The sequence below is a fragment of the Pseudomonas guariconensis genome, assembly GCF_024127895.1.
Lineage (GTDB): Bacteria > Pseudomonadota > Gammaproteobacteria > Pseudomonadales > Pseudomonadaceae > Aquipseudomonas > Aquipseudomonas guariconensis_B.
The window spans coordinates 37335-60141 of record NZ_JAMYBK010000018.1; the positions used below are offsets into that span (position 1 = coordinate 37335).

Consider the following 22807-nt stretch of genomic DNA (forward strand, 5'->3'; position numbering starts at 1 on the left):
CGTCTCAACGCCCGATGTCTTCGTCCCACAGTTGCGGATGGCTGGCGATGAAGTCCCGCATCATCCCCTCGCAGGCGGCATCCTGCAGCACCTCCAGGCGCACGCCGCGGCTTTGCAGCAGTTGCTCCTCGCCCATGAACGTGCGGTTCTCGCCCACCACCACATGGCGGATGCCGTAGAGCAGTATCGCGCCGCTGCACATGGCGCACGGCGACAGGGTGGTGTAAAGCGTTGCCTCCCGGTAGACCTCGGCCGGCTGACGCCCTGCCCGTTCCAGGGCATCCATTTCGCCATGGAGAATGGCGCTGGCGCATTGGACCCGGCGGTTATGCCCGCGCCCGATGATCCGCCCCTGGTGCACCAGCACCGAGCCGATCGGGATGCCACCTTCGGCCAGTCCCTGGCGCGCTTCATCGATGGCGGCCTGCATGAAAGTGTCCGACGTCATAGCCCCTGTCCCCTGGTTTTTCAGCGATATGGAAACGATTCCGGGCAAGGCTAGCACAGCGCTATCAGGGCATGGTTTTCCTGGCATTGCCGGCTATGCTCATTAGGCTTTCCCCCGTTCTCCGAGCAACCGGGGGCCTTTTCCAGCCGTTGGGAGTGTGGCCATGAGCAAGAAGATCCTGGTGGTGCTGACCAATACGGCGAAATACCCGACGCTCCACCGGGCCACCGGGCTGTGGCTGGGCGAGGCGGTGCATTTCGTCGACGAGGTGCAGAAAGCCGGCTATGCGGTCGATTACGTCAGCCCGTTGGGCGGCTACGTACCGATCGATCCGCACAGCCTGCAGATGGCCCCGGAGCTGGACTGGCAATGGTACGACGACAAAGCCTTCATGAATCGCCTTGGCAACACCCTCAGCCCCAACCAGGCCAAGGCCAACGACTATTGCGCGATCTACTACACCGGCGGCCACGGGGTCATCTGGGACTTTCCGGACAACCCTGCCCTGCAGGACCTGACGCGGCGCATCTACGAAAACGGTGGCGTGGTCAGTGCGGTATGCCATGGCGTGGTCGGGCTGCTCAACGTCAAGCTCAGCGACAACAGCCTGCTGGTCAAGGACCGCCAGGTGACCGGTTTTTCCAACACCGAGGAGAAACTGGCGGAGCTGGACAAGGTAGTGCCCTACCTCACCGAGAACGAACTGGTGGCCCGCGGCGGCAAGTACAGCAAGCACGACGATCCCTGGGCGGCGTTCGTGGTCTGCGACGACAGGCTGATCACCGGCCAGAACCCGGCCTCCAGCCAACGGGTGGCGGAACGGGTGCTGGAGTGCCTGAGAAAGCCGGCATGAGTCCGACAGCAGTCGGCCCGATAGCCCGCGCGACAAACGGATAGCGGCTACAGCCCGCCCCTCTTGCCCGACGTAACCTCCTGCCGTCTGTCCACTCACGGACAACCTGACAGGAGGGTCGCAAGCCAATGTCGAGGTTCACCTATGCAGGGCGCAGCCTGCTGGAATTGCTGCTGATCCTGGCGATCGGCCTGGTGCCCATGGTGTCGGGACTGCTGGTGATGGTGTACCAGCTGGAAAGCAAGCTGGAGCAGAATGCCCGTGTCTCGGTCCAGGAAGCCATCTTCGCCGTCGACCGGGTCCTGGACAACCTGCAAGTCGCCGCCATCAACGCCCTGCCGCTGGCCGGCAGGCCATGCGCCGAGGCCCAGGGGCCGCTCAAGCAACTCGCCGCCAGTGATCCACGCATCCGCGCCCTGATACTCACCCGGGACGGCCAGGCCTACTGTGGCAGCGTACCGCAAGCCCAGGTGAAGACCCCGGCCTTCGCCAGCCCGACCGAACATGTCCGGCTCAATTTCGACTCCCCCACCACACCCAATGGCGTGGTCGTCGAGCTGCGGCTCGCCCACGCCAACCCCGGCGTCATCGCGACCGCCTATGGCATCGAGTTGCGTAACGAACTGCATGGCTTCCAGGACGGGCTGCTGCTCACGCTGGAGTTTGGCGACAAGTACATCTGGAGCATGGGGGACAGCCGCGACGAAAGCCCGCCCTCCCAATCGGAGTTCTTCGAGCGCGCGGTTTCGGTCAAGCACGGCTATACGGCGAAAGGGGGCTACCCCAAGGGCTTCACCGCGCAGGAGATCCGCCAGTCGACGCTGCAGGTCCTGCCTTCGCTGGCACTGGTGGGCCTGCTGACGGCGGGCATCACCTACTGGGGGATTTTCAGGGCACGCAACAACGCCCGGCGCACCCCCTCGACCGAAGCATGAGGGGGTACGCCCGTGCGCTTACTCGACGTTCAGCACGCCACGGCGAACCTGGTCGCGCTCGATGGATTCGAACAGGGCCTTGAAGTTGCCTTCGCCGAAGCCGTCGTCACCCTTGCGCTGGATGAACTCGAAGAACACCGGGCCAAGCAGCGTCTCGGAAAAGATCTGCAGCAGCAGGCGCTTGTCGTTGGCCTCCGAGGCACCGTCGAGCAGGATGCCTCGTGCCTGCAACTCGCCGACTGGCTCGCCATGCCCTGGCAGACGCTCCTCGAGCATCTCGTAGTAGGTCTGCGGCGGCGCGGTCATGAAACGCATGCCGTATGCCTTGAGCGCGTCCCAGGTCTTGAGCAGGTCGTCGGTGAGGAAGGCCACGTGCTGGATACCTTCGCCGTTGAACTGCATCAGGAACTCTTCGATCTGGCCCGAACCCTTGGACGATTCCTCGTTCAGCGGGATGCGGATCATGCCGTCGGGCGCAGTCATGGCGCGCGAGGTCAGGCCGGTGTACTCGCCCTTGATGTCGAAGTAACGGATCTCGCGGAAGTTGAACAGCTTCTCGTAGAAACCGGCCCAGTAGGACATGCGCCCGCGATAGACGTTGTGGGTCAGGTGATCGATGATCTTCAGGCCCGCGCCGACCGGGTTGCGGTCCACGCCTTCGATGAACTTGAAGTCGATGTCGTAGATCGAGCTACCTTCCTCGAAACGGTCGATCAGGTACAGCGGCGCACCGCCGATACCCTTGATCGCTGGCAGGCGCAGTTCCATCGGCCCGGTCTCGATCTCCACCGGCTGGGCGCCCAGTTCCAGGGCACGGGCATAGGCTTCGTGGGCATTACGCACACGGAACGCCATGCCGCAAACCGAAGGGCCGTGCTCGGCGGCGAAGTACGAGGCGACGCTCTTGGGCTCGTTGTTCAGGATCAGGTTGATGCCGCCCTGGCGATACAGGTGCACATCCTTGGAACGGTGGGTCGCCACCTTGGTGAAGCCCAGCATCTGGAATACCGGTTCCAGCACGCCAGGGGTCGGCGAGGCGAGTTCGATGAATTCGAAGCCCATCAGGCCCATTGGGTTGTCGAAGATATCAGCCATGTTCGTGTCCTCATCTGCTGCGAAAAAACGGTTAGTTGCCGTGGATGTCGCACAGGGAAGGTGGTGAACAGGGGATGCCCCGCACGCTGCGGGCCAGGAAGTCACCAATGATCAGCTTGAACCCATGATATGTCATATGGACCCATTCTCGGAGGGCTTGATCCCCCGGAAGGCGGGGAACCTTATTCTTGTATTCGTAACGCGATTCTACAGTGCGTAAGTTCATTTGTCGCGCTTTAGTTGGCCCTGGTAATGGGCAAACGGCTATCATTAGCAGGTTTTTCTTTCAATAGATTAGGTCAGCATGCCCCTCACGGCTAAACGTCCCGCCCGCTGGAGTTGGCGTACCCTGTTCCCTTGGGGCGTGGGCCTGGTGCCGCTGCTGTGCGGCCTTGCGGTCATGCACTGGCAGACCGAACGGGAGCTGCACTACAGCAGCGAGGCGACGGCCCGACAGGTGGTCGAGCACGTCGAGCACATCCTCGACAGCCTCAGCACAACTACCCAGGAACTGCTGCCGCTGGCCGGCAGCCCGTGCGCCCAGGCCCAACTGGAGCTGCGCGGGCACGTCACGCGCAACGCCTTCGTGCGCTCGACCAACCTGTTCCGGCGCAACACCCTGTATTGCACCTCGTTGTTCGGCGACTTCGATGAGCCGGTCAATGCCCGCGACTACACCGACGGCCGCCTGTGGCTGATGGACGGTAACTCGGTCACCCCTGGCCATCCTTTGCTGGTGTACCGCGCCAGCGACGGCGACCGCGGCGCCATCGCCACGGTCGATGGCGACCACCTGCTCACCGCCCTGCGCCTGATCGGCCCCGACGAGGTCCTGCAACTGCAGGTCGGCGAGCACTGGATGGGCAAGGACGGCGTGGTCCGCAGCGGCGTCCCACCGGTGGCGGCCAGCGCCGCCGTGGTGCAGGCCTCGACCCGCTACCCCTTCAGTGTGCACGGCGGCTACGGGCCTGGCATCAAGCACGCCTTCATGCGCGAGCACTACCCGGCCCTGCTCAGCCTGCTGCTGTTGCTCGGCGCCCTGGCCGGCGGTGTCTGCCGCTGGCAGATCCGCCGCGCCTCCTCCCCACGCGCCGAACTGAGCCGGGCCCTGGAGGCGGATGAGTTCCTGCCATACTTCCAGCCCGTGGTGCGCAAGGACGACTACCGCTGGGCCGGTGCCGAAGTACTGATGCGCTGGAACCATCCGCGCGAAGGCCTGGTGCGCCCGGACCTGTTCATTCCCTACGCCGAGCACAGCGGGCAGATCGTCGCCATGACCCGCGCCCTGATGCTGCACACCGCCCAGGGCCTGGCGCCCTATGCCGCGCTGCTGGAGGACGGCTTTCACATCGGCATCAACATCACCGCCGACCATTGCCGCGACCTGGGCTTGCTGGACGACTGCCGTACCTTCCTCCAGCACTTCCCACCGGGGCGCGTGGTACTGACCCTGGAGCTGACCGAGCGCAAGCTGATCGAGGCCACGCCGGTGACCCTGGAACTGTTCGGCAAACTGCATGAAATGGGCGTGATGATCGCCCTGGACGACTTCGGCACCGGCCAGTCGAGCCTCAACTACCTGCGCCAGTTCAAGGTCGACTACCTGAAGATCGACCAGAGCTTCGTCGCCATGATCGGGGGTGACGCCCTGTCCCAGCACATCCTCGACACCATCGTCGAGTTGTCCGGCAAGCTCGGGCTCGGCATCGTCGCCGAAGGGGTGGAAACCGAGGTCCAGCGCGACTACCTGGCGCGCCACCAGGTGGACTTCCAGCAAGGCTACCTGTTCGGCAGGCCGATGCCGCTGGAGGATTTCCTCCAGGCCCTGACCCAGCATGCCAGCGCGCGGTTGCCGCAGGGCGCGCCCCCTGAGATCATGCCCGGCTGATCCACCCGCTCAACTCCCTTAACCGAGGCATTCGTGTCAAAAGGCATTCTTTCGTCGGTCATGGCGTCCTGTCTGTTCGCCGTGATGTACTTCTATACCTCCCTGCTCGCGCCGCTGGACGGCGAGGAAATCTTCGGCTGGCGCACCCTGCTGACGCTACCCTGCCTCACCCTGTTCATGCTGGTCACCGGCGACTGGAAGCGGGTCGGCGGCTTGCTGGCCCGGGTGCGACAGACGCCCGTGCTGTTGCTGGGGATGATCGGCACCTCCTGGCTGATGGGCGTGCAGTTGTGGCTGTTTCTCTGGGCACCCTTGCACGGGCGTAGCCTGGAGGTCTCGATGGGCTATTTCCTCCTGCCGCTGGCCATGGTCCTGACCGGCCGGCTGGTGTATGGCGAGCGGCTGTCGCGCCTGCAGAAGGTCGCGGTAGCCTGCGCCACCCTCGGCGTCGGCCACGAGCTGTACCAACACGGCAGCTTCGCCTGGGAAACCCTGGTGGTGATGACCGGCTACCCGATCTACTTCGTCCTGCGCCGCCGCTGCCGCACCGACCACCTGGGCGGCCTGTGGTGCGACATGTGCCTGCTGCTGCCCTGGGCCCTGTACTTCGTGACCCAGAGCCCGCTATCGGCGGCCGACCTGGCCGGACATCCGGCGCTGTACGGCCTGATTCCGCTGCTCGGGGCGATCAGCGCCTCGGCATTGATCGCCTATGTGCTGGCCAGCCGCCTGTTGCCGTTCAGCCTGTTCGGCCTGCTCAGCTACGTCGAACCGGTGCTGCTGGTGTTCGTCGCCCTGCTGCTGGGCGAAACCATCGGCCCGGACCAGTGGCTGACCTACCTGCCGATCTGGGCCGCCGTGCTGGTGCTGGTGCTCGAAGGCATCAAGCACCTGCTGCGGCAACGTCGGCGCCCGGTGTAAGGCGTACCTGACGCACCCGACGCTCCTCCACCGCCACCACGGTCATGGTCCAGCCATTCCAGGCCAGGCGGTCACCGACCACCGGCAGACGGTCCAGCAGGCTCATCACCAGCCCCGCCAGGGTCTGGTAGTCGTCGGTGGCGCGGGCGCAGAAACCGGTGCGCGCCTGGACCTGGCTGAGGTTCAGGGCACCACTGACGATGAAGCCGTCGGCCTCCTCGACGATCCCTGGCCCTGCCACCTCGCTGGCGTCCGGCAACTCGCCGGCGATCGACTCGAGGATATCGGTCATGGTCAGCAGGCCGGTGAAGTCACCGAATTCATTGACCACGAAGGCGATGTGCGTCGACTGGCCACGCATCTGCTCCAGGGCGTTGAGGATGCTGAAGCTCTCCAGCAGGTTCAGCGGTTGGTGCGCCATGCGCTCGAGGTCCGGCTGGCTGCCGGACAGCAGCTCCTTGAGCAACTCCTTCTTGTGCACGAAGCCCAGTGGCTCGTCGATGCGTCCGTCGCGGATCAGCGGCAGGCGCGAATACGGCGAGTTGGCCAGCGCCTGGGCGACGGCCTCGGGCGGCAGCCCCAGGTCGATGGCATCGACTTCGGCGCGCACCGTCATCACCGTGCGGATCGGTCGCTCGGCCAGGTTCAGCACACCGCTGATCATCACCCGTTCGCGGCGATCGAACAGCACCTGCTCCTCACCCCCCTCGACCAGGTCGGCGATTTCCTCGCCCACCTCGTCAGCTTCCACCCGGCGCCCGCCGAGCAGGCGCAACACCGCATGCGCGGTGCGCTCACGCAGCGGCCGGTGCTGCTGCACGCTGCGCTTGCGGCGGGCACGGGCCAACTGGTTGAACAGCTCGATCAGCAACGAGAAGCCGATCGCCGCGTACAGGTAGCCTTTGGGGATATGGAAGCCCAGGCCCTCGGCGGTGAGGCTGAAGCCGATCATCATCAAGAAGCCCAGGCACAGCATGATCACCGTCGGGTGGGCATTGACGAAGCGGGTCAGCGGCTTGCTGGCGACGATCATGATGCCGATGGAGAAGACCACCGCGATCATCATCACCGACAGGTGTTCGACCATGCCCACCGCAGTGATCACCGCGTCCAGCGAGAACACCGCGTCGAGCACCACGATCTGCGCGACGATCGGCCAGAACGCAGCATGGCGCACCGCGCCGCTGGCCTGGGTGACATGGCCCTCCAGGCGCTCGTGCAGTTCCATGGTGGCCTTGAACAGCAGGAACACACCACCGAACAGCATGATCAGGTCACGGCCGGAGAAGCTCTTGCCGAAGACCTCGAACAACGGTTCGGTCAGGGTGACCATCCACGAGATGCTCGCCAGCAGGCCCAGGCGCATCACCAGCGCCAGGGTCAGGCCGATCACCCGCGCGCGGTCGCGTTGGTGCGGTGGCAGCTTGTCGGCGAGGATGGCGATGAACACCAGGTTATCGATGCCCAGGACCAACTCGAGGACGATGAGCGTGAGCAGGCCCAGCCAGGCCGTGGGGTCGGCTAGCCATTCCATCAGCGGATACTCACATGGGAAGCGTCACGGGGACGGGGGAAGGATGGCCGGGACGGCCAGGAACTGGGAGGCTCCGAGAAGGTGCTCATACATACCTTGTAAGTGATTGCGAAAGACGATCCTACAATCACAGCGGCTTTTTCTGGCAACGTGAAACTATTACAAAAGCTGTCACAGAGCTGCTGGGGGACTTTTCTTCAATACCTCGGCACGGCCTGCCCGCCAAGATGGCGGCCTCACCGACAACAAGGTATGCCCCATGAGCCTGTCCCTGTCCATGGCAGCCTTCGCCCTGGCGACGTCCATTTCCCCTAGTCCGGTCAACCTCGTGGCCCTCGGCAGCGGCGCCCGCCATGGCCTGCGGGCCAGCCTGCAACATGCCCTCGGCGCCACCCTGGGCTTCTGCCTGCTGCTGGTGCTGGTCGGCCTGGGCCTGCACGATCGGCGAACACCTGCAGCAACCGACCATAGAGCGCCGCCGACGTGCTCCAGGTCACCTCGGGCAGCACGAAGCCCTGCGCCTGCAACAAGGGCAGGTCGACGAACAGCATCAGGTAGGACCAGGGCATCCCGTCGATCGGGTTGCAGGTGTGCACCACACCTGGGTTCATCAGCACGGTGGTACCGGCAGCGACCTCTCGCCGGGTACCTCCCGTCAGGTAGGTGCTACGCCCACCGGTGATCACGCCGATGGAGAAGCTCTCGTGGGAATGGGCCGCATAGCAGACCTTGCGCCCATCCCCCACGCGGCGCGCCTCGACGAAGGGCAATGCCGGGTCCCGCCAGAACCGCGATACCTCGATCATCGCCTCTCCCCCTCCTCCACCGCCGCCCCCGGGAAACGCTTCGGGCCGCGGCTACAGTTGCCAGTCCAGGCTGACCATCAAGGTACGCGGTTCACCATGATAGACGCCGTTGTAGAACCCCAGGTTGTTGTAGTAATGCTCATCGAACAGGTTCTTCACGTTCAGCGAGGCCGACAGGTGCTCGTCGAAGCGGTAGCGGGCCATCAGGCCGACCACCGAGAAGGCCTTCTGGCTGATGGTATCGGCAACCGTGATGATCCTGCCATCCTCGCCACGCCCCACCGGGCGTTTCCCCGCCTTGTAGTTGCCGCTCTGCCAGTCCAGGGAGCCGCCGACCGTCAGCGCCGGGGTGAGTTGGTAGGTCGTGGCGAAGCGCACCAGGTTCAAGGGCTGTTCGGTACTCTTGCGCGAATGATCGCCCGCCGCGGCATGGGTGTAGCTGTAGCCCAGGCTCATCTGCCAGTCGGGCATGACTTCACCGGCGATCTCGGCTTCGAAGCCCTCCACGACCACGCCCTTGCCCCCTGACTTGTAGAACACCTCGCCATTGTCTCCCGGCGGGACCGAATCGTCCTGTTCGGGGACATTGTCCTGCTTGGAGCGGTACACCGCCGTGCTCAGGTTGAGTCGTTCCTCGAGCAGGCTGCCCTTCAGGCCGACCTCGTAGACCTTGCCGACGATGGGCTCCAGGTACTTCCTGTTGACGTCGCGTACCGTCTGCGGATTGAAGATGTCGGTATAGCTGGCATAGACCGTGTACGCCTCGGTGAGGTCGTAGAGTACCCCGGCATAGGGCGTCCACTGGTCGTTCTGGGTCTGCTCGCTGGCTGGGTTTTCCGTGGCGTTGAGCGCCGCGTCGTATTCCCACGAGCGGCTTTTCGTCCGCCAACTGCCATAGCGGCTGCCCAGCACGAAGTGCAGGCGCTCGGTGGGGTTGAGCCGGGTGGCGATGTAGCCGGCCTTCTGCCGGGTGTAGTCGCGCGACTCGTCGAGCCCGGTATCGGTGTCGTAGAACTTGGGAATCGAGCCCATGTACTTCCAGTCCGGAATCTGCGTATAGCCATCCGGTAGCGGCTGGCCGACCAGGTAGGGAGAGGTGTTGCGCCGCTCCGACTCGCCGTAGCCGATCATGAAGTCATGGCTGCGCCCGAACAGCTGGTAAGGCCCGGCCAGGTTGAAATCGATGGCATCCATCTTCTCCTCACCGGCAAAATGCGCGGTCCAGGCCGTCATGCCACTGCGATCGGCCTCGGGGAAACCGTTGCCGCCGTAGTACAGCTTGCCGTCGCTGTCGCTCTGGCGATGGGTGTAGGCGGCCTTGAGCTGCCAGTCGTCACCCAAGCGCTGGTCCAGGGTGACGAACACCGTCTTGTCCTTGAGTGGCCAGGACGACCAAGGCGCGGCGAAGTTCGTCGAACGCGGCAGGTCGGCCTTGCCACCGTCGGCGTTCCAGTACGGCACCGTGCCCCAGGACGAGCCCTGCACATGTTTGTTCTGGTAGTCGTAGCCCACTGCCAGCACGGTGCTGTCGGTCAGGTCCGCCTCGAGGATGCCGTAGGCCACTTCGCGCTGGCTGGCGTACTTATCCATGAACGACTTGCTGTCACGGTAGGCCAGCACCGTGCGCCCGCGCAGGCGCCCGTCCCAGCCCAGCGGGCCGCCGACATCCAGGTAGCTGTAGTAGTTGTCGTAGCTGCCGGCACTGACACCGGTCTTGATCGCCAGCTCGTGGGTCGGGCGCTTGCGTACCATGGCGATGGTCCCGGACGGGTCCCCCGCTCCAGTGGTCAGGCCGGTGGCGCCGCGCACCACCTCGATGCGGTCGTAGATGATGGTGTCCGAGTCCGACTTGAGCCCCGAGAAGGTGTTGAGCATCCCGTCGACCTGGAAGTTGTTGATCGCGTAGCCGCGCGAGTAGTACGTCGGCCGCTCCGAGTCGTTGCGTTGCACGGTCACGCCGGTGACGTGGGCCATGGCTTCGGACAGGGTATCGAGCTGGAAGTCGTCGAGTTGCTGGCGGGTCAGCACCGAGACCGATTGCGGAGTGTCCTTGATCGACAGGTTCAAGCGCGTGGCAGCGCTCATGCTGCCGGTGGTGTAGGACCCCGTGTGCTCCGTGGTGCTGCCCAGCCCTTGGGCGAGAATCTCGGTGGAACCGAGCTCCAATACGCCATTGTCGGGATTCGACGAGGTGTCGTCGGCCAGGGCAAGGGGGGTGATGACGGTACTGCACAGACCCAGGGTCAGGGTCATGGAACGGCTGATGGGCGCGAACATCGCGGCCTTTCTCCTTGTTCGTTCGATGAAAGTCCTTGGCTGCCGTGAGGTGGCAGTCATGTGAAAACGAATCTCGTATGAGATTCGTTATCGAAATGTCATCGAAACGAAAAGAAAGACAGCTCCGGTCGAGGAGTCCTGGGGCTGCTTTGCAGCCCCAGGATGACAGAACCGGCATGGGTGCCGCCTCACGAAGCGGCCCCTGCGAGCGCTGCGCGCGACAACCCGCTCGCCCTACGGCATCACCGGCGCCGTGTACTGCAACGTCGTCCCCAGCGCCCACAGCAGCACCAGCACCAGCGGCACATGCACCAGCAGTTGCACGAACGAGAAACCGATCAGGTCCCGCGCCTTGAGCCCCAGCACGCCCAGCAGCGGCAGCATGTAGAACGGGTTGATCAGGTTCGGCAGGGCTTCGGCGGCATTGTAGATCTGCACCGCCCAGCCCAGGTGGTACTGCAGGTCATTGGCCACCAGCATCACGTAGGGCGCCTCGATGATCCACTTGCCACCGCCCGAGGGGATGAAGAAGCCGAGCACCGCCGAGTACACGCCCATGAGCACGGCATAGGTGTCATGCGAGGCGATCTGCACGAAGAAGGTGGAAATGTGGTGGGCCAGGGTCTGTTCGTCCACGCCCTTGACCTGGGTGAGGATGGCCGCGATCGAGCCATACAGCGGGAACTGGATCAGCACGCCGGTGGTGGTCGGCACGGCACGGGTCACCGCGTCGAGGAAGCTGCGCGGGCGCCAGTGGAGCAAGGCACCGAGCATGATGAACAGGAAGTTGTAGGTGTTCAGCCCGGAGATCGCGGTGATCGCAGGCTTGGTGGCGAACTCGTGGTACAGCCAGCCGGCGGCCAGCACTACCAGCAGCAGGGTCAGCACCGGGCTGTATTCCAGCCACTCGCCAGGGCGGGTGCGTTGCGCCGGTGGGGGCGCGCTGAAGCTTGGGTCGACGCCGCAGGCCTCGGCGGTACGTGCGCTGTTCGGGCCGGGCGCGGTGGCATAGGCGACGATCAGCGAGATGATCACCAGCGCTGCCAGCATGACGCCGGACTGCCAGAGGAAAATGGTCTCGGTGAACGGGATCACCCCGGTGATGGCCAGGATCGAGGGCGGCAGGCTGGCCGGGTTGGCTTGCAGCTGCGCGGCGGACGACGACAGGCCCAGCGCCCATACCGCACCCAGGCCCAGGTAGGCGGCGGCACCCGCGGCGCGGTAGTCCATCTTCAGGTCCTGGCGGCGCGCCAGGGCGCGCACCAGCAGGCCGCCGAACACCAGCGACAAGCCCCAGTTGAGCAGCGATGCCAGCATCGAGATCAGCGCCACCCAGCACACCGCCGAGCGGCCGTTGCGTGGCAGGCGCGCCAGGCGGTCGATCAGCCGCGCCGCGGGCGGTGAACTGGCCACCACGTAACCGCCGATGACCACGAAGGCCATCTGCATGGTGAACGGGATCAGGCTCCAGAAACCATCGCCGAACGCCTTGGCGGTGTCGGTGGGCTGGGCGCCCATGGCCAGGGCGCCGAGGCACACCAGCACCACGGCCAGGGCGGCGAACACCCAGGAGTCGGGGAACCAGCGTTCGGCCCAGTTGGAGCAGCGCAGGGCAAAGCGAGCAGAGCGGCTGTCTTGGATTTCAGCGGCCACGGTTGTTTTCCTTCTTATTGGTCTTTCCTGAAACGACGAAAACCCCATCGGGGGGCGAACCCGTTCCCACAATGGATGCGTGGTCCATTGTGGGAACGGGCTCACCCTCCGATGGGGGGCTTGCCAACAACGTCCGTCAGAACGTCATTTCTTGCACATCGTCCGGCACGATCAGCTTGCCGGCGGTCTTTTCGATGATTTCCTCGATGCTCACTCCCGGTGCGGTCTCGCGCAGGATGAAGGCGCCATCCTCGATCTCGAGGTAGGCCAGGTCGGTGAGCACCTTGCGAATGCAGCCGGCGCCGGTCAGCGGCAGGCTGCAGCGCGGCAACAGCTTGGACTCGCCGTCCTTGGAGGCGTGGGTCATGGTGACGATGATGTTCTCGGCACCGGCCACCAGGTCCATGGCGCCGCCCATGCCCTTGACCAGCTTGCCGGGGATCATCCAGGACGCGATGTTGCCCTCCACGTCCACCTCGAAGGCACCGAGCACGGTGAGGTCGACGTGGCCGCCACGGATCATGGCGAAGGACTGGGCCGAGTCGAAGATCGAGGCACCGCGGCGGGCGGTGACGGTCTGCTTGCCGGCGTTGATCATGTCGGCATCGATGGTGCCCTCGGTGGGGAACTCGCCCATGCCCAGCAGGCCGTTCTCCGACTGCAGCATCACATCCATGTCGGCGGGCACGTAGTTGGCCACCAGGGTCGGGATGCCGATGCCGAGGTTGACGTAGTAACCATCCTTCAGTTCACGGGCGACGCGTTGCGCCATCTGTTCGCGGGTCAGTGCCATGGTCAGGATCTCTTTGTTGTTCTGTGGACGGCGCTCAGGCCTTGACGGTGCGCTTTTCGATGCGCTTCTCGAAGGTGCCGACGATGACCCGGTCGACATAGATGCCCGGGGTGTGGATCTCGCTGGGCAGCAGCACGCCCGGCTCGACGATCTCCTCGACCTCGACCACGGTGATCTTGCCGGCGGTGGCGGCCAGCGGGTTGAAGTTCTGCGCGGTGTTGCGGTACACCACGTTGCCGTAGTGGTCGGCCTTCCAGCCCTTGACGATGGCGAAGTCGCCGGTGATGGATTCTTCGAGGATGTACTTGCGGCCCTTGAACTCGCGCACTTCCTTGCCTTCGGCGACCGGGGTGCCGTAGCCGGTGGCGGTGTAGAAGGCCGGGATACCGGCGCCACCGGCGCGCATCTTCTCGGCCAGGGTGCCTTGCGGGGTCAGCTCGACTTCCAGCTCGCCGCTGAGCAGTTGGCGCTCGAACTCGGCGTTCTCGCCCACGTAGGAGGCGACCATCTTGCGGATCTGCCGGTCTTCCAGCAGCACGCCCAGGCCAAAGCCATCCACGCCGCAGTTGTTGGAGACCACGGTCAGGCCCTTGACGCCACGGCGCTTGATCTCGGCGATGAGGTTCTCGGGGATGCCGCACAGGCCGAAGCCGCCGGCCAGTACCGTCATGTTGTCGGTCAGGCCTTCGAGGGCCTGTTCATAGGTTGCTACGCGCTTGTCCAGTCCGGCCATGCTGATTCGCCCTGTTGTAGTTGTTGAAGTGCATGTGTGGGCATCTTCACCGCTGGCGACTGATTTGTTAATTTTGTTTTAATCATCGATTGATAATTTTTCCAAAACAAAACCGAGCCTGCCATGAACGTCAAGCAACTGCGCGCCTTCGTCACCGTGGCCAAGTACAAGAGCTTCGCCCAGGCCGGCGAGCACCTGCACGTCTCGCAACCGGCCCTGAGCCTGACCATCAAGGCCCTGGAAGACAACCTCGGCGGCGCCCTGCTCACCCGTACCACCCGCAGCGTCAGCCTGACACCCGAGGGCGAGGTGCTGCTGCCCCTGGCGCGGCGCCTGCTGGCCGACTGGGACGACACCGAGGAGATGCTGCGCCAGCGCTTCACCCTGCAACTGGGCCGGGTCGCGGTGGCGGCCATGCCGGCCTTCGCCGGCAACCTGCTGCCCCAGTCGCTCAAGGTATTCCGCCAGCGCTACCCGCGGGTCAACGTCACCGTGCACGACGTGATCAACGAACAGGTGCTGGAGCTGGTGCGCCATCGCCGCGTCGAGCTGGGCATCGGCTTCGAACCGGAAGGCAGCGACGCCCTGCGCTTCCACCCGCTGTACCTGGACCGTTTCGTCGCCGTGGTGCCCGCCGACTCGCCCCTGGCCGGGCAGCGGCAAGTGACCTGGCGCGAACTGCTGGCCGAGGACTTCATCGCCCTGCAACGCCCCTCGGCGGTACGCCTGCTGCTGGAGCAGCACCTGGCGGCCGAGCATGGCAAACTGGCGGTGGCCTTCGAGAGCCACCAGTTGTCGACCATCGGTCGCATGGTCGCCAACGGCCTGGGCGTCAGCGCCGTGCCAGCGCTGTGCATCGGCCAGATGCAGGAGCTCGGTGCCCGCTGCGTACCACTGGTCGAGCCCAGCGTGGAGCGACGCATCGGGGTCATCGCCCTGAGCGACCATAAGCTCTCCACCGCAGCCCAGGCGCTGCTCGAGGTATTGCTTTCCCACACCCGACCACAGGAGGTGACATGCGTTTCGTGAAACTGGCAGGCGCCACGGTTCCGGCCATTGGCCAGGGCACCTGGTACATGGGCGAAGACCCAGGCAACCGGGCGGCCGAGGTGGCCGCCCTGCAGCAGGGTATCGAACTGGGCCTGAGCCTGATCGACACGGCCGAGATGTACGCCGAGGGTGGCGCCGAGCAGGTGGTCGGCCAGGCCATCGCCGGGCGCCGCGACCAGGTGTTCCTGGTCAGCAAGGTCTATCCGCACAACGCCAGCCGCCGTGGCCTGCCCGCCGCCTGCGAGCGCAGCCTGGCGCGCCTGGGTACCGACTGCATCGACCTGTACCTGCTGCACTGGCGCGGCCAGTACCCGCTGGAGGAAACCGTCGAGGCCTTCGAGCGCCTGCGCGAGCAAGGCAAGATCCGCCGCTGGGGCGTCTCCAACTTCGATGTCGACGACTTGCGCGAACTGCACAATCCCGACTGCGCCACCAACCAGGTGCTGTACAACCCGGCCCAACGCGGCATCGAGTTCGACCTGCTGCCCTGGAGCCAGGCGCGCCAACTGCCGACCATGGCCTACTGCCCCTTGGCCCAGGCCGGGCGCTTGTTGCAGCACCCGGTGCTGGCCGAGATCGGCGAGCGCCACGGGGCGACCCCGGCCCAGGTCAGCCTGGCCTGGGTGACGCGCAACGACGGGGTGATCGCCATACCCAAGGCGGTGGCGCCGGCGCATGTGCAACTCAATGCCGCGGCGGGAAGCCTGGTGTTGACCAGCGAGGACCTGCGGGCGATCGACCGGGCGTTTCCGGCGCCTACGCGCAAGCAGCGGTTGGCGATGGTCTGAAGGCTACCAAGGGGGCGGGCCTGCCCGCGAATAAGCCAGCCCTGACACCCTGAAAAGCGAGCAATGTCGCTTGCCCTAATGGAAATCCCGACTGCGCACATCCAGCCCCTGCAACAAGGGGCTGATGTCCTCCAGCCGTCGGGCGACCAGGTGCCTGACGCCACTCTCTTGCTCCAGCCGCCCACTCACCTTGAGCAACTGCGCCCCCACCAGCGCCCTGCGCTGGCGTTCGGCCAGGTCGCGCCAGACCACCACATTGACCATCCCGTGTTCGTCCTCGAGGGTGACGAAGGTCACCCCGCTGGCGGTCTGTGGCCGCTGCCTGCCCACCACCAGCCCGGCCACGGCGATGCTGTCGCCATGCCCGACCCCGGCCAGTTCACCGGAACTGCGACAGCCCAACGCCCGCAAGCGGGAGCGCAGCAGGGCCAGCGGATGCGGCCCCAGAGTAGTGCCCAGGGTGGCGTAGTCGGCAAGCAGGTCCTCGCCCAACGTCGGCGCCGGCAATGCCACCGGCGCTTCCGGCGTGGCCTGCACACTTGCGAACAACGGCAGTTGCGCCTGCACCGCCGCCACCTGCCAGCGTGCCTGGTGCCGGTTACGGGCCAGCGTGCGCAGGGCACCGGCATCGGCCAGGCGGGCACGGGCGCGCCCGTCCAGGCCAGCGCGCAGGCACAGGTCCTCGATGTCCCGCCAGGGCCGCTGCGCCCGCGCCTGCTCCAGGCGCCGGGCGTCGGCCTCGTTGAAACCGCGCACCTGGCGCAGCCCGAGGCGGATCGCCAGCGCCCCCTGCCCCATCGGCTCCAGGGTGCAGTCCCACTCGCTGTGGCACACATCCACCGGCCGCACCTCGACACCCTGGCGACGCGCCTCCTGCAACAACTGGTCGGGGCTGTAGAACCCCATGGGCCAGCTGTTGACTAGGGCACAGGTGAAGATCGCCGGCTCGTGGCACTTGAGCCAACTGCTGGCGTAGCACAACAAGGCGAAGCTGGCGGCATGGGACTCAGGAAAGCCATAGCTGCCGAACCCCTTGATCTGCTCGAAGATGCGTTCGGCGAAGGCCTGGTCGTAGCCGTTGCGCAGCATGCCGCGGACCAGCCGCTCGCGGTGCGGCTCCAAGCCGCCATGGCGCTTCCAGGCGGCCATGCTGCGACGCAACTGGTCGGCCTCGCCGGGGCTGTAGTCGGCAGCGACCATGGCCAGCTCCATCACCTGCTCCTGGAACAGCGGCACGCCCAGGGTCCGCTTGAACACCGCCTTCAGCGCCGGCGACGGGTAGCTGATCGGCTCCTGCCCCAGGCGCCGGCGCAGGAAGGGATGGACCATATCGCCCTGGATCGGCCCCGGGCGGACGATGGCCACCTCGATCACCAGGTCGTAGAACGTCTGTGGCCTGAGCCGGGGCAACATGGCCATCTGCGCCCGCGACTCGATCTGGAACACGCCCATGGTCTCGGCACGGCTGATCATGGCGTAGGTGGCCGGATCGTCGGCCGGGATGGTCGCCAGGCTCAGGTGCCGGTCACGGTGCCGGGCCATCAGGTCGAAGCAGCGCCGTAGCGCGCTGAGCATGCCCAGAGCGAGCACGTCGACCTTGAGCAGGCCGACCAGGTCGAGGTCGTCCTTGTCCCACTGGATCACCGTGCGCTCCGGCATGGCGGCGTTCTCCACCGGCACCAGGCGGTCCAGCGGCTGTTCGGAGATGACGAAGCCCCCGGGGTGCTGGGACAGGTGCCGGGGAAACCCGATCAGCTCGCCGGCCAGCACCAGGATGCGCCGCAGCGACGGGCTCTGCGCCTCGAAGCCAGCCTCGGCCAGGCGCTGCGCACCGGGGATGCGGTCGCTCCAGCGCCCGCAGCACTTGGCCAGGGCATCCACCTGGTCGGCCGGCAGCCCCAGCGCCCGGGCCACGTCGCGCACCGCACCGGCGGCGTGGTAGGTGTTGACCACCGCGGTGAGTGCGGCCCGGTGCCGGCCATAGCGACGGAACACGTACTGGATCACCTCTTCGCGGCGGTCGTGCTCGAAGTCCACGTCGATGTCCGGCGGCTCGTTGCGCTCGCGGGACAGGAAGCGCTCGAACAGCAGCCGGTGCTGCATGGGGTCCAGCTCGGTGATGCCCAGCACGAAGCACACCACCGAGTTGGCGGCCGAGCCCCGGCCCTGGCAGAGGATGCCCTGCTGCCGGGCGAAGTCGACGATGTCGTGGACGGTGAGAAAATAACTTTCGTAGCCCAGCTCCTCGATCAGAGCCAGCTCCCTGGCCAGGGTCTTGCGCACCTTGGCGCTCGGCCCCTGGGGCCAGCGCTCGGGCAAGCGTTGCTCGCACAACTGGCGCAGCCAACTGGCCGGGGTGTGACCCTGCGGGACCAGCTCACGGGGATACTGGTACTTCAGCTCGCCCAGGTCGAAACGACAGCGCCCGGCGATGGCCAGGGTCTCGGCCAGCAGGTCGGCCGGGTACAGCTCGGCCAACTGCTCGCGCGAGCGCAGGTGGCGCTCGCCATTGGGGAACAGGTAGCGGCCGGCCTCGGCCACGCTGCAGTGCTGGCGGATCGCGGTCATGCAATCCTGCAGGGCCCGGCGGCCACGCACATGCATGTGCACGTCGCCACAGGCCACCGCACGGATCCCCAACTGCCCGGCCAGGGCACGCAGGCGCTGCAAGCGGCCGGCATCGTCGCTGCCCCGGTGCAGGTGCACCCCCAGCCACAGACGCTCGCCGAACAGGCTCTTGAGCCATTGCCCAGGCGCCGCATCGCTCGGTTCATCGGCGATCCACAGCGCCAGCAAGCCTTGGCAATGGGCCTGCAGGTCCTCGGCCAGGAGCTGGTAGTCGCCCTTTTCCGCCCGCCGCCGCGCCTGGGTGATCAAGGCGCAGAGGTTCTGGTAGCCGCCCAGGTCCTCGACCAGCAGGACCAGCCTTGGCCCCTGGTGCACGCGCACCTCGCTGCCGACGATCAAATGCAGTGGGTGTTGCCGAGCAGCCTGCCAGGCACGAACGATGCCAGCCAGAGTGCATTCGTCGGTGATGGCCAGGGCCTGGTAGCCCTGCTCATGGGCCCGCTTGAACAGCTCGTCGGCGCTGGAGGCACCGCGCTGGAAGCTGAAGTTCGACAGGCAGTGCAGCTCCGCGTAGGCCGGTGCGCTCATGCGAACCAGCCCTGCAGCCACAGCGGGCCGGGCCGGGCCAGGTCGTGGTAGGCCCAACCGCGCAAACCATCGCGGGTCTCGATGCAGTAGTAGTCGCGACGCACATCGCCGCCGTCCCACCAGCCCGACTCGATGCGCTCGGCCTGGCCCAGCAGGCGCAGGCCGGCCTGCGGCAACACCTGGGGTTCGGCCAGCAGCCAACCGGGGCGGCTGCCAGGCGCGACCGTCACGGCCCCCTGGGCGCCCTGCTCTGCCAGCTGCCAGGCGCATTCGGGGCGCGGGTCGGCTTCGGCGCGCAGGCCCTTGACCGCTTCGTCGCCCAGCCGCGCCCGCAGGCGTTCGCGCAATTGCTCCCACGGCTGGGCCTGCTGCGCCCGGGTTTCGAACAGCGCCCGATGCTGGGGCACGAAGGGCGGCAGGTCCTCGGCCAGCAGGCGCAGGTTGCGCACCGGCGCCGGGATGCGCAGCGGTTCGAGGCGACCACGGGCCAACTCGAACAGCATCGCGGCATCGCGCTCGGCCGCCAGCAGGCCGACCTTGAGCCGGGTGTCCGGCCCGTCGGCATGCTCCAGGTACAGCTCGAAGCGTTGCACCCCGCAATCGCGGCCGGCAAGAAACGCGGCCAGGTCGTTGACCAGGCGGCGCAAGGGAAACAACAGGGCCTGGTGCGACTCGACGTCGAAGTTCAGCTCCAGGCGTGCCTCGAAGCGGTCCGGCGGGCGATGGAAGTCCAGCCCCAAGCTGCGCAGGCCGAGCAACTGGTCCAGGTGCAATTGCACGTCGGCGGCAAAACGCCTGGCCAGGGCATCGCGTGGCAACGCCAGGACCTCGCCGAGCCGGCGCAGGCCCATGCGGGCGAACGCCTCGGCCGCCTCCGTGGGCAGGCCGACCCGCCCGACCGGCATGCTGGCCAGGGCCGCGCGGGTCTCTTCGGGGCGGGTCACGGCCAGGCCATCGTGGCCGTTGGCGAGCATGCGCGCCGCCACCGGGTTGGTCGCCAGGACGATGCGCTGGCGCAGCCCCAGGGCGCCCAGCTCCTGACGCAGGCGCGCCTCGAACGAAGGCCAGGGGCCGAACAGTTGCAGGCTGGAGCCAACCTCCAGGAGCAAGGCACGCGGGTAATGCAGGCTGACCTGGCCGCTGAAACGGTAGGCCCAGGCCGCCAACAGCTGCTGCACCTGCTCGATGCGTGCCGGGTCTGTCTCGACGCAGGCGAAACCATCGGCCAGGGCTCGGGCGGCGGTCAAGGTCTGCCCGGCACGCAAGCCGAGCCTGGCGGCCGCCGCATTGACCGCCTGCAGTACCCGCCGCTGGGACGGTCCCGCGATCAGCACCAGCGGCGAATCGGGGTCGTCGCGCTCGCGCAGGACGGTGTCCAACGCCAGTTGGGGGAAGAGGATACAGGCCCAGAGCATGGCGCCGTCACCTCCACTGCGGGCAGGCGATCGGCATGACCGGTGGCAGACCGCCCCGGCACTTGAGCACTCGCCACTGAGGCGGCCGGGCGTCGATGGCGATGCGCAGTGCCGCTGGCGAGGGATTGTGCGCGGCCTGTTGCGGCCTGCAGGCGAAGGCCAGGGCCTGACCAGCCTCGGCAGCCACCTGCAGGCGGCGCAAGGCGCGGTCGTCGGCACGCTCGGGCCAGCACAGCACCGCCGCGCAGTTGCCGGAGCGCAGGCACTGCTCGGCCGCCCACAAGGCATCGGCCTGCCGCGCCTGCACCTGGACCACCCCGCGCAGGTCCACCCCTGCCGCCTGCCAGGCCGGTGCATAGGGGATGAAGGGCGGGCCCACCAGCACCACCCGGCCGCCTTCGCCGGTCAAGCGTGCAAGGCTCGGCCAGAGCAACTGCAGTTCGCCACACCCAGGGCTGGCCAACAGCAATTCGCTGAGCGCCGCCGCCGGCCAGCCACCTTCGGGCAACCGCTCGTCTAGCGAGGCATGGCCGGTGGGCTGCTGGCCGAGTGGGCGCGCCTGGGCCTGGCGACCGCGCCATACCCGACGCTGGTCGAGCAACCTGTCGAGATCGACCACCGCGCCCATCAGTCGCGCCTCAGCAAGCCGCAGAACACGCCTTCGATGAAGAACTCCCGGCCCGGCGCCACCTCGATCGGCGCATAGGCCGGATTGCGCGGCAACAGGCGGTAGCCGCCGGGCACGCGCTGCAGGCGCTTGATGGTCACCTCGCCGTCCAGCCGGGCGACCACGACCTGGCCGTCGCGTGCCTCGGCCTGCTGGCGGATACCGACCAGGTCACCGTCGAAGATGCCGTCGTCGATCATCGAGTCGCCACGCACCTTGAGCAAGTAGTCGGGGGTACGGCGGAACAGGCTGGGGTCGAGCAGCAACTGCTCGTGGATGCCCAGGTCGGGGCCGATCGGCGCACCGGCCGCTACCTGGCCGAGCACGGGCACTTCCAGGATCTCGGGGCGACGCAGAGGCTCGGCCAGGCGAATGCCACGCGCCTGGTTGGGCGTGACCTCGATGAAGCCGGCCTGGCACAGGGCGGTGATGTGCTTGCGCGCCACGCTACGCGAGGCGAAACCGAAACGCTGCGCGATGTCGGCCAGGCTCGGCGGCTGGCCGTGGTCGGCGATGCGTTCGCGGATGAACTCGAGGATGGCGCGGCGTTTGGGGGTCATGTTGTCCATGGAGTACATTTGTACTCTTTTCGTGAAACGGTGAACAGCCCCCTTCGTCGTCGGCTTTGACTATCATGCCCAGCATTGACGTTTTCCCCGCCAGGATGCCCGATGCTGACCGCCCTGCTGTTCGACCTCGATGGAACCCTCACCGACACCGACACCTTGCACCTGCAGGCTTTCCGCCAGTTGCTGCGCGAGCACGACGGCCGCGAGTTGAGCCAGGCGCAGTTCGATGCCCAGGTCAGCGGCCGGGCCAATGGCGCGCTGTTCGCCGAGCTGTTCCCCACGGCCAGCGCCGAGCTGCGCCAAGCCCTGGCCGAGCGCAAGGAGGCGCTGTTCCGCGAATTGTCCCCACGCCTCGAGCCCATGCCGGGGCTTGCCCGCCTGCTGGAGTATGCGCAGGTGCGCAGCATCGGCATGTGCGTGGTGACCAATGCGCCGAGGCTCAACGCCGAGCACATGCTGGCGGCCATGGGCCTGCAGGGCCGCTTCAGGCATGTGCTAGTGGCCGAGGAACTGCTGCGCCCCAAGCCCGACCCCCTGCCTTACCTGACCGGCCTGCAGCGCCTGGACGCCAAGGCCGGCCAAGCCCTGGCCTTCGAGGACTCGCTGCCGGGCGTCAAGGCCGCCAGCGGGGCCGGGATCTTCACCGTGGGCATCGCCACCAGCCAATCCAGCGAGCGCCTGCTCGCCGCCGGGGCGCAACTGGTGATCGAGGACTTCAATGATCCACGGCTGTGGGCCTTGATCGAGGGGATGGAGGGCTGAGGCCGGCTGAGGCGGTATTGGGGCTGCTGCGCAGCCCCAGCGCCCCCTGGCCTGGCGAAACGCCAAAGGGAACTCCGACGCCCCTGCCCCGCTCATAATTGCATGCAGTAAATTCCTTGGGCTTCACCCGTTCCGGAGGTCTTGCCATGCGCCACTTACTGCTCGTCCCTTCGCTGCTGCTCCTGCTGCCCGCAGGCTCGGCCCTGGCCCGTGTGGACGCGGGCGATGTCGCCACCTCGGCGGGGATCTCCGCCTCGCTGTACTCGACCTTCAAGGACGACAAACGGATCATTCCCGCCCGCGACGAGCTGTCGGCCTTCATCGCCAGCGGCGGCGCCATCCGCGGTGCCTACGTGGAATCGGCACTGGAGCAGGCACGCAAGGCCAACCCGGGCCTGCAGGCCAGCGACGAGGAACTGGCCAAGGCGCTGCTGGCGCAGGACGGCCCGCTGAGCGATCAATAA

Annotated in this window: 19 protein-coding genes and 2 pseudogenes; 9 read left to right on the forward strand and 12 right to left on the reverse strand. The window is 66.5% G+C overall.

Annotated elements, in window-relative coordinates; genetic code table 11:
- Positions 1-4: 4 nt before the first annotated feature.
- On the reverse strand, positions 5-448 hold the full coding sequence (locus NJF35_RS17700) for a nucleoside deaminase (RefSeq protein ID WP_225790325.1): 444 nt from the start codon (positions 446-448) through the stop codon (positions 5-7).
- Between the two features lie 163 nt (positions 449-611).
- Between NJF35_RS17700 and NJF35_RS17705 the strand changes: the two genes are divergently transcribed.
- Both NJF35_RS17705 and NJF35_RS17710 read left to right on the forward strand, forming a co-directional pair.
- A complete protein-coding gene (locus NJF35_RS17705; RefSeq protein WP_253091329.1) occupies positions 612-1301 on the forward strand; it encodes a type 1 glutamine amidotransferase domain-containing protein in 690 nt (229 codons plus the stop codon).
- Positions 1302-1429: 128 nt separating this feature from the next.
- Complete coding sequence (locus tag NJF35_RS17710; RefSeq protein WP_253081079.1) at positions 1430-2236, forward strand: CSS-motif domain-containing protein; 807 nt, start codon at positions 1430-1432, stop codon at positions 2234-2236.
- Positions 2237-2254: 18 nt separating this feature from the next.
- Here NJF35_RS17710 and hppD read toward each other — a convergent pair whose 3' ends face one another.
- Positions 2255-3331: a 4-hydroxyphenylpyruvate dioxygenase gene (hppD, locus tag NJF35_RS17715; protein ID WP_225790322.1), complete on the reverse strand. Its 1077-nt coding sequence runs from the start codon at positions 3329-3331 to the stop codon at positions 2255-2257.
- Positions 3332-3635: 304 nt separating this feature from the next.
- Here hppD and NJF35_RS17720 point away from each other — a divergent pair, with 304 nt between their 5' ends.
- Together NJF35_RS17720 and rarD are read left to right on the forward strand one after the other, a co-directional pair.
- Complete coding sequence (locus NJF35_RS17720) at positions 3636-5219, forward strand: EAL domain-containing protein (RefSeq protein WP_253091330.1); 1584 nt, start codon at positions 3636-3638, stop codon at positions 5217-5219.
- Positions 5220-5252: 33 nt separating this feature from the next.
- Positions 5253-6140, forward strand: coding sequence for an EamA family transporter RarD (gene rarD, locus NJF35_RS17725; protein WP_225790320.1), 888 nt, complete (start codon positions 5253-5255; stop codon positions 6138-6140).
- Here rarD and NJF35_RS17730 read toward each other — a convergent pair.
- Positions 6103-7674: a TerC family protein gene (locus NJF35_RS17730; RefSeq protein WP_225790319.1), complete on the reverse strand. Its 1572-nt coding sequence runs from the start codon at positions 7672-7674 to the stop codon at positions 6103-6105. The two genes, rarD and NJF35_RS17730, sit on opposite strands and share 38 nt — an antisense overlap.
- Positions 7675-7933: 259 nt before the next feature.
- On the opposite strand from NJF35_RS17730, the pseudogene NJF35_RS17735 reads away from it, so the two are divergent.
- Positions 7934-8113, forward strand: a pseudogene (locus NJF35_RS17735) (LysE family translocator); the annotation flags it as partial.
- A 1-nt stretch (position 8114) separates the two neighbouring features.
- Here NJF35_RS17735 and NJF35_RS17740 read toward each other — a convergent pair.
- From NJF35_RS17740 to NJF35_RS17760, 5 genes and pseudogenes are all read right to left on the reverse strand, one after another.
- Positions 8115-8480 (reverse strand): annotated as a pseudogene (locus NJF35_RS17740) (AraC family ligand binding domain-containing protein); the annotation flags it as partial.
- 51 nt (positions 8481-8531) lie between these two features.
- Positions 8532-10757, reverse strand: a complete 2226-nt coding sequence (locus NJF35_RS17745) for a TonB-dependent siderophore receptor (protein WP_225790318.1) — start codon at positions 10755-10757, stop codon at positions 8532-8534.
- A 234-nt stretch (positions 10758-10991) separates the two neighbouring features.
- A complete protein-coding gene (locus NJF35_RS17750; protein WP_253081078.1) occupies positions 10992-12458 on the reverse strand; it encodes a short-chain fatty acid transporter in 1467 nt (488 codons plus the stop codon).
- Between the two features lie 88 nt (positions 12459-12546).
- Positions 12547-13203: a CoA transferase subunit B gene (locus tag NJF35_RS17755; RefSeq protein WP_253081077.1), complete on the reverse strand. Its 657-nt coding sequence runs from the start codon at positions 13201-13203 to the stop codon at positions 12547-12549.
- A 34-nt stretch (positions 13204-13237) separates the two neighbouring features.
- Positions 13238-13936: a CoA transferase subunit A gene (locus NJF35_RS17760; protein ID WP_225790315.1), complete on the reverse strand. Its 699-nt coding sequence runs from the start codon at positions 13934-13936 to the stop codon at positions 13238-13240.
- 123 nt (positions 13937-14059) lie between these two features.
- On the opposite strand from NJF35_RS17760, the gene NJF35_RS17765 reads away from it, so the two are divergent.
- Positions 14060-14965 (forward strand): LysR family transcriptional regulator, encoded by a 906-nt coding sequence (locus tag NJF35_RS17765; protein WP_225790314.1) that lies wholly within the window; start codon positions 14060-14062, stop codon positions 14963-14965.
- Positions 14953-15774 carry an aldo/keto reductase gene (locus NJF35_RS17770; protein ID WP_225790313.1) on the forward strand — a complete coding sequence of 274 codons (822 nt, stop codon included), beginning with the start codon at positions 14953-14955 and terminating at the stop codon, positions 15772-15774. Before NJF35_RS17765 ends, NJF35_RS17770 begins: the two co-directional genes overlap by 13 nt.
- Positions 15775-15849: 75 nt before the next feature.
- Here the strand turns inward: NJF35_RS17770 and NJF35_RS17775 are convergent, their stop codons facing one another.
- From NJF35_RS17775 to lexA, 4 genes are read right to left on the reverse strand one after another with little or no spacing between them, the layout of a single operon-like run.
- On the reverse strand, positions 15850-18930 hold the full coding sequence (locus NJF35_RS17775; RefSeq protein ID WP_253081076.1) for an error-prone DNA polymerase: 3081 nt from the start codon (positions 18928-18930) through the stop codon (positions 15850-15852).
- On the reverse strand, positions 18927-20345 hold the full coding sequence (locus NJF35_RS17780; RefSeq protein WP_225790311.1) for a Y-family DNA polymerase: 1419 nt from the start codon (positions 20343-20345) through the stop codon (positions 18927-18929). The genes NJF35_RS17775 and NJF35_RS17780 overlap by 4 nt, the downstream gene beginning before the upstream one ends.
- A 7-nt stretch (positions 20346-20352) precedes the next feature.
- Positions 20353-20973, reverse strand: coding sequence for a translesion DNA synthesis-associated protein ImuA (gene imuA / locus NJF35_RS17785; protein WP_225790310.1), 621 nt, complete (start codon positions 20971-20973; stop codon positions 20353-20355).
- On the reverse strand, positions 20973-21590 hold the full coding sequence (gene lexA, locus NJF35_RS17790; RefSeq protein ID WP_225790309.1) for a transcriptional repressor LexA: 618 nt from the start codon (positions 21588-21590) through the stop codon (positions 20973-20975). Before lexA ends, imuA begins: the two co-directional genes overlap by 1 nt.
- A gap of 93 nt (positions 21591-21683) precedes the next feature.
- On the opposite strand from lexA, the gene NJF35_RS17795 reads away from it, so the two are divergent.
- Together NJF35_RS17795 and NJF35_RS17800 are read left to right on the forward strand one after the other, a co-directional pair.
- Positions 21684-22343, forward strand: coding sequence for an HAD family hydrolase (locus NJF35_RS17795; protein WP_225790308.1), 660 nt, complete (start codon positions 21684-21686; stop codon positions 22341-22343).
- Positions 22344-22489: 146 nt separating this feature from the next.
- Positions 22490-22807, forward strand: coding sequence for a DUF2388 domain-containing protein (locus NJF35_RS17800; protein ID WP_225790307.1), 318 nt, complete (start codon positions 22490-22492; stop codon positions 22805-22807).